Annotated in this window: 11 protein-coding genes and 1 tRNA gene; 4 read left to right on the top strand and 8 right to left on the bottom strand. The window is 69.4% G+C overall.

From position 1 onward, the window contains the following. Nucleotides 1-215 precede the first annotated feature (215 nt). The 3 genes from ACYVF7_RS44185 to ACYVF7_RS44175 form a co-directional block, all read right to left on the bottom strand. Nucleotides 216-671 carry an ATP-binding protein gene (locus ACYVF7_RS44185; protein WP_460351948.1) on the bottom strand — a complete coding sequence of 152 codons (456 nt, stop codon included), beginning with the start codon at nucleotides 669-671 and terminating at the stop codon, nucleotides 216-218. Between the two features lie 200 nt (nucleotides 672-871). Then, entirely contained in the window at nucleotides 872-1,546 is a 675-nt protein-coding gene (locus tag ACYVF7_RS44180; RefSeq protein ID WP_460351947.1) for a response regulator, read from the bottom strand. Next, nucleotides 1,543-3,180, bottom strand: a complete 1,638-nt coding sequence (locus tag ACYVF7_RS44175) for a sensor histidine kinase (protein ID WP_460351946.1) — start codon at nucleotides 3,178-3,180, stop codon at nucleotides 1,543-1,545. Before ACYVF7_RS44175 ends, ACYVF7_RS44180 begins: the two co-directional genes overlap by 4 nt. Nucleotides 3,181-3,312: 132 nt before the next feature. Here ACYVF7_RS44175 and ACYVF7_RS44170 point away from each other — a divergent pair, with 132 nt between their 5' ends. Together ACYVF7_RS44170 and ACYVF7_RS44165 are read left to right on the top strand one after the other, a co-directional pair. Further along, nucleotides 3,313-4,707, top strand: coding sequence for a cation:dicarboxylate symporter family transporter (locus tag ACYVF7_RS44170; RefSeq protein ID WP_460351945.1), 1,395 nt, complete (start codon nucleotides 3,313-3,315; stop codon nucleotides 4,705-4,707). A gap of 99 nt (nucleotides 4,708-4,806) precedes the next feature. Then, nucleotides 4,807-4,880: transfer RNA gene (locus ACYVF7_RS44165), tRNA-Ile, on the top strand. Between the two features lie 446 nt (nucleotides 4,881-5,326). On the opposite strand, the gene ACYVF7_RS44160 is transcribed toward ACYVF7_RS44165, so the two are convergent. Beyond that, nucleotides 5,327-6,271, bottom strand: a complete 945-nt coding sequence (locus tag ACYVF7_RS44160; protein WP_460351944.1) for a proline dehydrogenase family protein — start codon at nucleotides 6,269-6,271, stop codon at nucleotides 5,327-5,329. Between the two features lie 168 nt (nucleotides 6,272-6,439). Between ACYVF7_RS44160 and ACYVF7_RS44155 the strand changes: the two genes are divergently transcribed. Further along, on the top strand, nucleotides 6,440-7,180 hold the full coding sequence (locus ACYVF7_RS44155; RefSeq protein ID WP_460351943.1) for a type 1 glutamine amidotransferase family protein: 741 nt from the start codon (nucleotides 6,440-6,442) through the stop codon (nucleotides 7,178-7,180). On the opposite strand, the gene ACYVF7_RS44150 is transcribed toward ACYVF7_RS44155, so the two are convergent. The 3 genes from ACYVF7_RS44150 to ACYVF7_RS44140 all read right to left on the bottom strand — a co-directional run bounded on the left by ACYVF7_RS44150 (nucleotide 7,119) and on the right by ACYVF7_RS44140 (nucleotide 10,050). Then, nucleotides 7,119-8,384, bottom strand: coding sequence for an MFS transporter (locus ACYVF7_RS44150; protein WP_460351942.1), 1,266 nt, complete (start codon nucleotides 8,382-8,384; stop codon nucleotides 7,119-7,121). The genes ACYVF7_RS44155 and ACYVF7_RS44150 overlap by 62 nt on opposite strands. A 402-nt stretch (nucleotides 8,385-8,786) precedes the next feature. Next, on the bottom strand, nucleotides 8,787-9,251 hold the full coding sequence (locus ACYVF7_RS44145; protein WP_460351941.1) for a hypothetical protein: 465 nt from the start codon (nucleotides 9,249-9,251) through the stop codon (nucleotides 8,787-8,789). Between the two features lie 145 nt (nucleotides 9,252-9,396). Next, on the bottom strand, nucleotides 9,397-10,050 hold the full coding sequence (locus tag ACYVF7_RS44140; RefSeq protein ID WP_460351940.1) for a choice-of-anchor C family protein: 654 nt from the start codon (nucleotides 10,048-10,050) through the stop codon (nucleotides 9,397-9,399). Between the two features lie 536 nt (nucleotides 10,051-10,586). On the opposite strand from ACYVF7_RS44140, the gene ACYVF7_RS44135 reads away from it, so the two are divergent. Further along, entirely contained in the window at nucleotides 10,587-11,492 is a 906-nt protein-coding gene (locus ACYVF7_RS44135; protein ID WP_460351939.1) for a helix-turn-helix domain-containing protein, read from the top strand. 69 nt (nucleotides 11,493-11,561) lie between these two features. Here ACYVF7_RS44135 and ACYVF7_RS44130 read toward each other — a convergent pair whose 3' ends face one another. After that, a complete protein-coding gene (locus ACYVF7_RS44130; RefSeq protein ID WP_460351938.1) occupies nucleotides 11,562-12,410 on the bottom strand; it encodes a helix-turn-helix domain-containing protein in 849 nt (282 codons plus the stop codon). Nucleotides 12,411-12,509 lie beyond the last annotated feature (99 nt).

Genomic DNA, 12,509 nt, shown 5'->3' with positions numbered 1-12,509 from the left:
CCAGCGGCAGTTTACCGAGCCATACCTTTTCGCGTCCTCGGCCTTGTCAGGGCGGGTGCCTGCTCAGCCGCACGTCGGGGGGCAGGTAATCAGATTGTTACTCGGAGAAGCATCCCGGGGCTGCCGTCGGAGGCCGGCGACGGACACGCCCGATCGGATGGGACGACGGCCCGGTCCCGTGGGATGGACCGGGGAATGGGGGCTGCGGGAACGGCTCAGGCGGCGGGGACGGCGAGGGCGGCCCATACCGCCTTGCCGGTCCTGGGGAGCGGCGTCCAGCCCCACGTACGGCTGAGGGCGTCGATCACGTGGAGCCCGCGGCCGTTCTCGGCTATGTCGCAGGGGTCCCGCACTAGGGGTTCCTGGCGGCTGGCGTCCGCGACGACGCACACGACGAGCCCGGCGTGGCGGACCAGCGTCAGCCGGATCGGCCGGTCGTCGGCGGCCCCGAAGCCCACCGGGAGCCCATAGCGCAGAGCGTTGGTGACCAGCTCCGATACGATGACGGTCGCGTCGTCCACCAGGTCCGCCAGTCCCCAGGCCCGCAGGGTCGCGATCGTGAACTCGCGTGCGATGCCGGGGGAGGCGCCGGTGGCCCGAAGGGGGCACATGGCGTCCTGGAGAGGCCCGAGGGCGGGGCCGTACGCCGCGAGCTGAGGCAGTACGTGCACACTGTCGCGCGTGAACGCCGCTGAGGGGGGCTCCTCTGCGCGTTCCTGCCGGGCAGACGTACAGCTCGTGCGATATAGGGGCATCTGGGTGGCCTCCAGACGACTCGGACATGCCGAGTGGGCTTGATCGGCTATCTTCCCTCGGAGCGCGTTCCGATGCAAGAACTGATGCACAATCAAATGCACGTGCAGATGCGCGGTCAGTGGGACCACCGGTAGAGAAGTTCGGGTCGGCCCACCTGGCCGTACTGCGGGGTCCGGGCCGCTTGACCCCCGTCGACGAGGTACTCGAGGTACCGGCGGGCGGTGACCCGCGAGATGCCTGCGGCCGCGGCCACCGCGCCGGCCGTCAGTCCCTCATCGGTACTGCGCAGGGTGGTCGTCACCGTCTCCAGCGTCGACGCGCTCATCCCCTTGGGCAGCGCCGGGCGGTCCGCGCTGCGCAGCGTGGCGAGCGCCCGGTCCACCTCGTTCTGGTCCGCCGCCTCCCCGGGCCGGGCGACCGTGGCGTGGAACCGCGCGTACCGCTCCAGCTTGGCGCGCAGCGTCGCGAAGGTGAACGGCTTGAGGAGGTACTGCACGACGCCGATCGAGACCGCCGAACGCACGGTCGTCAGGTCACGGGCCGACGTCACCGCGATCACGTCGGCCCGCGACCCCGCCGCGCGCAGCCGCCGGCACAGCTGGAGGCCGTGGCAGTCCGGGAGGAAGAAGTCGAGGAGAAGAAGGTCGACCGGCCGGCGTTCCAGCGTCCGCAGGGCGTCCGCCCCGGAGTGCACGACTCCCACGACCGTGAACCCCGGCACCCGCTCGACGTACATCCGGTGCGCCTCCGCCGCGACCGGGTCGTCCTCGACCACCAGAACGCTGATCACGCCGGTGCCTTCCGCGCCACCGGCAGCGTCACGGTGAACACCGCGCCGACCTCACGGCCCACCTCGATCCGCCCCCCGTGCCGGGCGGTGACCTGGGCGACCAGGGCGAGCCCGAGCCCGCGCCCGGACGGGCGGTCCCCGCCCTTCGTCGACCAGCCGCGTTTGAAGATGTCCTCGACGGCGTCGTCGCCGACCCCGCGCCCGGTGTCGGCGACGCGGATGACCAGGTCGTCTCCTGTCGTACGGGCGGTCACGAAGACCTTGGACGAGGCGGCACCGGCGGCGTCGCCCCCGTCCCCGGCCGCGTCGACGGCGTTGTCGATCAGATTGCCCAGGAGCGTCACCAGGTCACGGGAGCCGAGCGTGTCGATGATCACCGTGTCGTCGATGCGTGTGTCGGGAGTGATGACCAGTTCGACGCCGCGCTCGTTCGCCTGCGCGGCCTTGCCGAGCAGCAGCGCGGCCAGCGTCGGCTCGGCCACCGCGTTCACGATCTGGTCGGTGAGGCGCTGGGTCAGCTCCAGCTCGGCGGTGGCGAACTCGACCGCCTCCTCCGGACGGCCCAGTTCGACGAGGGAGACGACGGTGTGCAGCCGATTGGCCGCCTCGTGCGCCTGCGACCGCAGCGACTCGGCGAACCCCCGCACCGAGTCCAGCTCGCCGCTCAGCTCCTGCAGGTCGGTGTGGTCCCGGAGCGTCACCACGCTGCCCAGATCCCGTGAGCCGGAGGTCACGGCCGACTTGTTCACCACGACGACGTGCTCGCGCGTCACGTGGATCTCGTCGACACACGGCGCCGCGGAGGCGAGTGACGCCCGGAGGGTCTCCGGCAGGGCCAGCGTCTCCACCTCGCGCCCCTCCACGTCGTCGGGCAGCCGGAGCAGCTCGCGCGCCGCGCCGTTGGCCAGCGCCACCCGGGCGTGGGGATCGAGCAGCAGCAGCCCTTCCCGTACGGTGTGCAGGATCGCGTGGTGGTACTCGTACATGCGGCTCAGCTGCGCCGCGTCCATGCCATGGGTGTGGCGTCGGAGCCGCGCGTTGACCAGGAAGGTGCCCGCGCCGCCGACGCCGAGCGCCAGCAGGGCGAGCAGGACCAGGGCGAGCAGTTGCTCCCGGACCTGCCGGTCGACGATCTGCACCGTGATGCCGGTGGCGACCAGCGCCACCACCCGATGCCGCGAGTCGAAGACCGGGGCGACCCTCCGTACCGACGGCCCGAGCGTCCCGGTGAAGGTCTCGGTGAAGGCGTGACCGGCCTGTGCCTCCTCGATGTGGCCGAGGAAGGACTGCCCGATCAGCTCCGGATTGGGATGGGTGTACCGGATGCCGGCCGGGCTCATGATCGTCACGAAGGCCACCCCGGTGTCCCGCCGCACCTGCTCGGCGTACGGCTGCAGCACCCGTGACGGATCCGGCCCCTCGGCGGCCGCGACGACGGTCGGTGAGTCGGCCACCCCCGCCGTGACGGCGGTCACCTGCCGCCGTGCGGTCTCCTCCGTGTGCCCTGCGGCGTACAGATAGGCGAGCACGGACCCGCCCGCGACCACCGCGGCCACCACGATGATCTGCATGACGAAGAGCCGGCTCGCCAGGCTCCGATGCCGCCGACCCGCAGGTCGGGAGACCCAACGCATGTACGCAAGTGTGCACTGTGCGTTGCGCTGGTGTGAACGGCGGTTTTCGTGAACGAAATGAACGTAACGGTGACTCGACCTTCGATCCTGCGCATAGTCCCTGGCAAATCCCCCCGAAATGAAGGAGCGGACATGGCTGCCGAGGCTGTGCGCCGGACACCCGGAGGACGTCGGGACCGTACCCATCTGCTCTACCTGATGGTGATCGCGGCGGTCATCGCCGGCATCATCGTCGGCTTCGCCGCGCCGAAGTTCGCCGTCGAGCTGAAGCCCATCGGGACCGGCTTCGTCAACCTCATCAAGATGATGATCACGCCGATCATCTTCTGCACCATCGTGCTCGGGGTGGGCTCGGTGGCGAAGGCGGCGAAGGTCGGCGCCGTGGGCGGGCTCGCGCTCGGCTACTTCCTCGTGATGTCCACCTTTGCCCTCGCGATCGGGCTCATCGTCGGCAACATCGTGCACCCGGGAGCGGGCATGCACCTGACCGCCGCGCTGAAGCACGCCGGTCAAACGCAGGCGGCGACGGGCAAGGCCGAAGGCGGGGTCGACTTCCTGCTCGGCAGCATCCCCGACACCCTGCTCTCCGCCTTCACCTCGGGGCAGGTGCTGCAGACACTGTTGATCGCCCTGCTCACCGGCTTCGCGGTGCAGTCCATGGGGCGGGCCGGAGCGCCGATCCTCCGCGGCGTCGAGCACCTCCAGCGCCTCGTCTTCCGCATCCTCTCGATCGTTCTGTGGGCCGCCCCCGTCGGTGCGTTCGGCGCGATCGCGGCGGTCGTCGGAGCCACCGGCGTCGACGCGCTCAAGAGCCTCGCGGAAGTCATGATCGCCTTCTACGTGACCTGCGCGCTGTTCGTGTTCGTCGTCCTCGGGACGGTCCTCTGGCTCACGGCGCGGATCAACATCTTCGCCCTGCTGCGCTACCTGGCCCGCGAATTCCTGCTGATCTTCTCGACGTCCTCCTCGGACACCGCGCTCCCGCGCCTCATCGCGAAGATGGAACACCTCGGGGTCGACCGGTCCGTCGTCGGCATCACCGTGCCGACCGGGTACTCCTTCAACCTCGACGGCACCGCCATCTACCTCACGATGGCATCGCTGTTCATCGCCTCGGCCACCGGAGCACCGATGTCCATCGGCCAGCAGGTCGGCCTGCTTGTCTTCATGGTCGTCGCCTCCAAGGGCGCGGCCGGCGTCACCGGCGCCGGACTGGCCACCCTCGCCGGCGGCCTGCAGGCCCACCGCCCCGACCTCGTCGACGGCGTCGGCCTCATCGTCGGAATCGACCGCTTCATGTCCGAGGCCCGCGCCGTCACCAACTTCGCCGGCAACGCCGTCGCCACCGTGGTCGTCGGAACATGGACCAAGGAGTTCGACCGCGACCGCGCCCGCGAGGTCCTCGCCGGCCGGTTCCCCTTCGACGAGACCACCCTCCTGGACGACCAACCGCCCGCCGAAACCGGTACCGTCCCCGCCCCGGCACCCGCCGCCGACACGGCGGCACCCGCACGCGCCGGAGCCTGACCCCCTTCCCCCACCGGACGCCCGCGCGGCTCGAGAAGTGTCGAGTTGCGCGGGCGTCTGCGGGCGGGCAAGGTAGTGGGGCTTGATGCTCACCATTCGGGGGCGGTAGCTCAGCCGGTCAGAGCAGGGGACTCATAATCCCTTGGTCGTGGGTTCGAGTCCCACCCGCCCCACGGGGCGGCCTTGCCTACTCGACGAGCTGCGCTCGTCTTCGCAGGGGCCCGCTATGCCGTCCGGGGGGACGACCCCCCGGACCCCCCGGTGCGGGGCTTCGCCCCGCCCGGTGGTGCTCGCCGCTTTGAGCGGCTTCGTCTCGGACCGCTACGTCTTTCGCGACGACCCCCGACCCCTGGTGTGGGGCTTCGCCCCGCCTGGTGGTGCTCGCCGCTCGGACCGCTACGTCTTTCGGGGGGCGACCCTCGGACCCCCGGGTGTGGGGCTTCGCCCCGCCTGGGTGCTCGCCGCTTTGGGCGGCTGGCGTGGGGACGACCCTTGAATCCTCGTGCGGGGCTGTGCGCCGCGTGGTGGTGTCCGCACGTGGACACGTTCCCTCGATCGCTTCTCTACTCCACCGGCCACGGTGCACTGGCCGTGTGTCCGGTCCTGTCATCTGATCGGATTAGGGGGTGACGGCCGTTCCAGTGGCGTCCGTCAGGGCCTGGAACAGGCGGGTCGGGTCCTCGGCGATGCGGTTGCAGACGTACAGCCACCACTGGGTGCCGAACACGATGTACTCCCGGACCGGATGCGCGCCATCATGCATCGTCCGCAGTCGATCGGCGCCGAGTCCCAGCAGCACCTCGATCTCGTACGCGCCGGAGTCCCGCCGCATGTGCCGTCGCAGCTCGTCGAGGAGGTCGAGGTCGTGGGTGGCGATCGAGCAGAGGTGGCCGCTGTCCAGCAGGAGGGTCGCGTACTCGAGGTAGGCCGCCCGCAGCTCACGGCTGTCGCGGGGACGGGCGACGTTCTCGGGTTCGAGGTAGGAGCCTTTTACCAGGCGGATGCGGCCAGGTCGCTGAAGCAGGCGGGGCAGGTCCTCGGCAGTCCGGTGCAGGCGGGCCTGGATGGTGACGCCGATGTGGTCGAAGCGCTCGCAGAGGCGTTCGTGGGTCCACAGGATGAGGTCCGTACGATCGGATCCCTCCATCGAGATCATCATCTCCTGGCCCGCGGCGGCGGTGGCCTCCGCCAGCCGGGTGGCGTTGGCCAGTCCCGGCTCCCGGTCCACCACGGAGCCGATGTGGGAGAGGTCGAGGGACACCGAGCAGTCCGTCCCGCGGGCTGCGGCCTGCCGTGACAGGTCCAGGAACACCTCGGTCTCGGCCACCGCCAGGTCGGCGTCCCGGCAGCTCTCGCCCATGTAGTCGATGGTGACGGACCTGCCCTCCGCGTTGAGCAGGGCGGCCCGGGCGAGCGCCTCGGGAATGGTCCGGCCACCGACGTATCGTTCGGCCACCCGCCAGGCCGGCTCGCGCAGTGCGGGATTCGCGGCGACCCGTTCCTTGAGGCCCTCGTCGAGGGCCAGTGCTCGCATCGCCTGGGCGGCCTGCTCCATCACGGTCATCGTCGTCCTTTCGTCCGAGGACCGCGAATCTATCACCAATGGAGCTTATTTTTAGAAGTGCCGTGACCTTGCCGTCCCTCGGCGTCCGCTGGGGGAGAGTGGAGCCCGGCGGGATGGTCGGCTTACTGTCTGGTCAGCGTGTCATCGACCTCTGGGAAGGGGACCGAGGTGCAGGTCGCCGTTCTGACCTTCGACGGGTTCAACGAGCTGGACAGCTTCATCTCCGCCGCGATCATCAATCGCTGCCGTCGCGACGGGCTTACGGCCCACATCACGACGCCGACGCCTGTGGTCACCTCGATGAACGGCGTCGAGGTGACCGGACAGCGATCCTTCGACTTCATTCCCGAGGCCGACGTCGTGCTGGTCGGTAGCGGGATCAGAACGAGGGACGTCGTCGCCGATGACCGCCTGATCGCGTCGATCCCGCTGGACCCGGCCCGGCAGCTGATCGGCTCGCAGTGTTCCGGGGCACTGGTTCTGGCGCGCCTCGGCCTGCTCGAGTCGATGCCCGCGTGCACGGACACCATCAGCCGTCCCTGGGTGGAGGCATGCGGCGTCGAGGTTCTGGACGCGCCGTTCCACGCGGTCGGCACCATCGCCACGGCCGGTGGCTGCCTGGCGTCGCAGTACCTGGCCGCCTGGGTGATCGACCAGGCGCTCGGCGAGGCCGCCGCCCGCGACGTGATCCACTACGTGGCGCCGGTCGGGGAGAAGGAGAGCACGGTCGAGCGGGTGTTCTCCGCCGTTCGGGCCAGCGGCGGCGACCTGTCGCCCAGTTGTAGGCACGAACGTCGACCCGCCAGTGCCGGCGGCTGCGCCCGACACGCGGAACGGCCGGCCCGGATCAGGCGTCCGCCGTACCAGGCAGGTCCTTTCCCAGGCGGGCGAGCGGGGACAGGGCCATGAACAGCGGGGACAGCAGCTGCGCGCCGACGGTCAGGAGCAGGCTCGTACGGGGCCCCAGCGTGCCGGCCAGATAGCCGCCGAGAAGGGAACCGAGCGGGGTCAGGCCCATGCCGACGAAGTTGATCGTCGCGACGACCCGGCCCTGGACCGGGATGGGGGTGATGGCCTGGCGCACGGTCACGACGGTGACGTCCACCAGCTGGCTGAAGACGCCGAACAGGAAGTCGACGGCCATGAGCGCGGCGATCGTGACGGTGGAGGAGCCGTGCATCGCCGGGACGCACAGCAGCACGCCGTCGGCCAGTGCCGCGGCGGACACCAGCACGACGCCGTGGCCGTACCGCGCCGGCAGCCTGGCCGACAGCAGGGAGCCGACCAGCGCGCCCGGGCCCATCGCCGCCAGCACGAGTCCGACGGCGGCGCCCGGCAGGTGCAGCGTGCGCGGCAGGAAGAGCAGGTAGACGGTCATCACGGCGGCGAAGGAGAACTGGAAGAGCGCCGAGGAGATGGCCACGGCCCGCAACGAGGCGTCGCCGGCGACGAGGCGCAGGCCTTCGTGGATCTGCCGCCGTACGGCCGCCTGCCGTACGGCCGGTTCGGGCATCGGCTCGGGACGGCGGATCCGCCGGATCGAGAGGAAGGACAGGGCGAAGAGGAACGAGCCGGCCAGGATGGCGATCGGCGCGGTGAGGAGCGAGACGAGCGCGCCGCCGAGCGCGGGGCCGGCGATCTGCGCGGCGGACCTGCTGCCTTCGAGCACGCTGTTGCCGTGGGCGAGCCGGCCGCGCTCCACCAGCCGTACGAGCGAGGTCTGGTAGGCCACGTCGAAGTACACGGTGAGGGAACCGACGAGGAAGGCGACCAGCAGAAGCAGCGGAACGTCGAGCACGCCGAGAAGGTGGGCGACAGGGATGACGGCCAACGTCACCGTCCGGCCGACGTCGGCCAGCACCATCACGGTGCGGGAGCGCCTGCGGTCCACCCAGGCGCCGGCGAAGAGGGAGAGCAGCAGGATCGGCGCCTGCTGGACGGCGCGGAGGACGCCGATCTGCCGGCTCCCGGCGCCCAGCGCGACGATGGCGATGAGCGGCAGGATGACCTGGCCGGCCTGAGCCCCCAGTTGTGAGGCGGTGTGGCCCGTCCAGAACCGACGGAAGTCACCGTCCCGCCACAGGCTCGGCGGAGTCGGGTCGGAGGCCGTCACCGGCGGCCTCGCACGGGCGGGCACGGGCGCACGGCGGGAGATGCGAACGGCACAGAGGGTCCTCGAGTCGCTGAGAGCGGGGCCCGGCCCGCGAAATCCGGGCAGGGGAAGGTGCGCTGTGCCGCAGTTCGGATACGGCACGCGGTGACAGCTCAGGAATGACTGAACGTCAGCGCGTGCTCGGTCGGCCGGGCATCTCAGCTCCTCTGAAGGATCGTCCGCCGGGGAGCCTAACCATCGGCCGTCGTGGCGGACAAGGCGATTCGCCGCCGAGCCTCGGGAGTTCCGAGGGTCACCGGCGGCGGCCGCCCAGGGGTGAACAGGACAGGCGGGGCCGTCGGACACCGGAGACGAGAAGCGCGGAGCCCCCTGGGATCGCCAGGGGGCTCCGCGCGTCGTCTGTCAGTAGTGGTAGTAGGGGTTCTTCACGTACTGCTTGGTCACGCACTTCTCGTTGGAGTAGGCGACCTCCTCGACCCTGCAGAGCTGCACCTTGACGCCTCTGACGAAGGCGTTGCTGTGCGAGCCCTTGAACCTCTGCAGCGTGCCGCCCTTGTGGCCCTTGCCGCACGCGCGGTTGCTACGGATCTGGGTGTCCTTGCCCGGCCTGTCGATGATGATCTTCATCTCGGCGCACCAGCGGTCCTTCTTGACGTCCCGGAGAGTGAGGGACCACTTGGAGGTGTCGCTGACGGTTCCGTCGTGGAACCAGACGTAGCCCGAGCCCTTGGTCGCCAGGGCGGTCTGGTAGACCCAGACCGCCTTGGAATCGGCGTACGCCGACGCCAGCGGCAGCGCCACTGTGATCGCTGCCGTGGTCGCCGCGATGGCCCCCATCTTGCGGAGCGCGTTCCGGCCATCAACCATGTGTTCCTCCTTGGGCACAGTCGGTTGACGGCCAATCCTCTGAATCCGCCCCATCGAGGCACAAGATCGCGCAGACCCAACCTTCGTTGGGTCCTGAGTCCTAAAGGACGCGAGACGCCCTGCGGTGGCGTCGTTCTCTCCGGTGTCAGGGGCGGCCGAAGCGGCAGTCCAGCGGGTGGGCCGGGATGACCGAGACGGCGTCGATCACGGGGCCGTACCCGCCGCCCGTGGTGCTCGCGAACGTGAGCGTCACCGTCGGAGCGAGGGCGCGGAACCGGAAACGCTGCTGGACGTAACCGAGGTCCGTCCGCGTCTTGCCCGTGGTGTCGAAGGCGAAGTTCTTCTGGACGGTCGGGTGGCGGCCGATGGCGTTCTGCGTCACCCGCACGTACCCGCGTTTGAGCGCGGGCCCGCCGTCCGGATTCCCGGCGAGGGAGAAGGCGACGGTGTAGCAGCCGCCGAATCGGGTCGCGATCGGCTGTTCGACCATTCCGGGGGTGTCGCCGTCCAGGTCGAGGGACTGGTTTCCGTCGGCGGCCTGCCAGAAGCCGCTGCCGATGAGGTCGACGTTTCCGCCGGTTATCTTCCAGGTGTCGATGGCGCTTCCGGCGCCGAACCTCATGAAGGTGTTCGCGGGGACCATCGGGCTCTCGAATCCGCCGTTGGCGAAGAGCGGCACCGGGGTTCGCCGGTCCTGGGCGGGCCGGATGGAGGCCATGCACAGGGTGAGTGCGCCGGCCGCGGAAAAGGCGGTGAGCCATCGCGCGACGCGCGGACCTGCGGGCAACGGAACGGCCATGGTTCCTCCTGGTTGCTGACGTGGTCTGTACGCGGCGAACCGATGGGCCGGAATGGGCGGCAGCGCGCCCGATCGAATCCACCTGGCAACGGAATGTAACCAAATGATCTTGCTCTGTATCCGAAGCGTCACAAGATGGCCGTGATATGTACGCTGCGTTGGCGATTATTTACGTGGCGTGCCGATTTCGTCGTCGCGTGAGGCCTTCTTGCTCACCCGAAGCAACGGGAAGGGTTCCCGTTTTGGCCGGATGTGGCCAAAGTGGAAGGTAATAGCGTACTTTGGGCAATGCGTCGCGCTCGGCGGCGCGTTCGCGGTGGCGGGGACGGCCGGATTCGGTTGCCTCGCAGTTCGGCGCGGCGATCCCGCTGCGCCTCCCCGGTCCCGGCGGTCGCGGCTCATCCCTCCGGCATCGGGCGGCGCGGATGCCACGCTCGACGTTCTACGCCGGTTCGACGGGGCGACGCTACTTTGAGGCTTGTATCCGTCACGGCCCGTGGGAAACTAAGCGGATTCCGGTGTTCTGAGGGGAGCGCATGATCGGTTCTCAGCCTGACGGCGAGACGGCCGTGAGCAGCCTGTTCGGTCATCATCGTGGTGGCCCGACGGTGCTGCGTATTGTGCTGGGGGCGCAGTTGCGGCGGTTGCGTGAAGCGCGGGGGATCACGTGTGAGGAGGCCGGTGAGGCGATCCGGGCTTCGCATTCGAAGATCAGCCGGATGGAGTTGGGGCGGGTTCGGTTTCGGGCGCGGGATGTCGCGGATCTGCTGAGCTTGTACGGGGTGCGCTCGGAGGATGAGCGTGCGGCGATGCTGGCGTTGGCGGAGCGGGCGAATGAGCCGGGTTGGTGGCATTCGTATTCGGACATTTTGCCGTCGTGGTTTGAGGTGTACATCGGGTTGGAGGAGGCGGCGTCTCGGATCCGAGCGTATGAGGTGCAGTTCGTGCCTGGGTTGTTGCAGACGGAGGATTATGCGCGGGCGGTGACGTTGCTGGGGCATCCGGATGCGCCGGGTCATGAGATCGAGCGGCGTGTGGGGTTGCGGATGCGGCGTCAGGCGTTGTTGCGGGGGGATGATCCGCCGCATTTTTGGGCGGTGGTGGATGAGGCGGCGTTGCGGCGGCCGTTGGGTGGGGCTGCGGTGATGCGGCGGCAGTTGGAGTATTTGATCGAGGTGACGGAGTTGCCGCATGTGACGTTGCAGGTGGTTCCGTTTCATCTGGGTGGGCATGCGGCGGCGGGTGGTCCGTTCAGTATTTTGCGGTTTGCTGAGCCGGATTTGCCGGATGTGGTGTATTTGGAGCAGTTGACGAGTGCGTTGTACTTGGATAAGCGGGATGATGTGGATAATTATCTGGCGGTGATGGAGCGGTTGTGTATCGACGCCGAGCCGGCCACCCGCATCCGCGACACCCTCGGCGAAATTCTCCGCGACCTTTGATATCCCGCGCGTTCTGACTTCCCGCGCGTTCTGACTTCCCGCGTCCCCGAGCCGTGCCCCGAGCGGCGCTCAGAGCTCGCGGATGATCTTGCTGATCAGGTCCATGGACTCCTCCGGCGAGGCGCTCTGCACGCACAGGCGCTCCATCGCCGCGGTGTAGTGGTCCATGTCGTCGTCCTTCTCGAGGTACATCGCACCGGTGAGCTGCTCGATGTAGGCGATGTCGGGCAGTTCGGGCTCGGGGAACCGCAGGATCGTGAACGCCCCGGCCTCGCCGGCGTGACCGCCGACCCGGAACGGCATGACCTGCACCGTGACGTTCTCGCGCCGCGCCGACTCGTGCAGCGCGCGCAGCTGGGCGCGGGCGACGTCCACGCCGCCGATCGGCCGCCACAGCGCCGCCTCGTCGATCACGGCCCACAGACGCGGCGGATGCGACTGGTGGAGAAGCCGCTGCCGGCGCATCCGCAGCTCGACCCGGCGGTCGATCTCCTCGGCCGGCGGATCGGACATGCCCTGGGCGACGACGGCGCGGGTGTACTCCGGGGTCTGCAGTAGGCCCGGGATGAACTGCACCTCGTACGTCCGGATGACCTGCGCGGCCTCTTCCAGATCGACGTACGGGCGGAACCAGGCGGGCATCGCGTTGCTGTAGGCCTGGAGCCAGCCCGGCCGGCTGGCCTCCCGGACGATGGCGAGCAGGGCGTCGCGTTCGCCGCGGTCATCGATGCCGTACAGCTTCAGCAGGGCGACGACGTCGTCCTCGTCGAGGCCGGCCCGGCCCTGCTCCACGCGGCCGATCTTGTTCTCCGGAGCGTGGAGCGCCTCAGCGGCCTCCTTGCGGGTGACCCCGGCCGCCTCGCGCAGGCGGCGCAGCTGCGCTCCCACGATCCTGCGGCGGACGGTGGGTCTGCTCACCGAATGCACCGCAACCGCCACCGTATCCACCTCCGATCACCATAATGCGGGCAGAGTCTGCCATTGATGACCACTGGTGAACAGACCTGACGGCCAACC

It is taken from the genome of Actinoallomurus acanthiterrae (genome assembly GCF_054775715.1).
The sequence above is the reverse complement of the archived record's forward strand: the minus strand, read 5'-3'. Positions and strand labels throughout refer to the sequence as shown.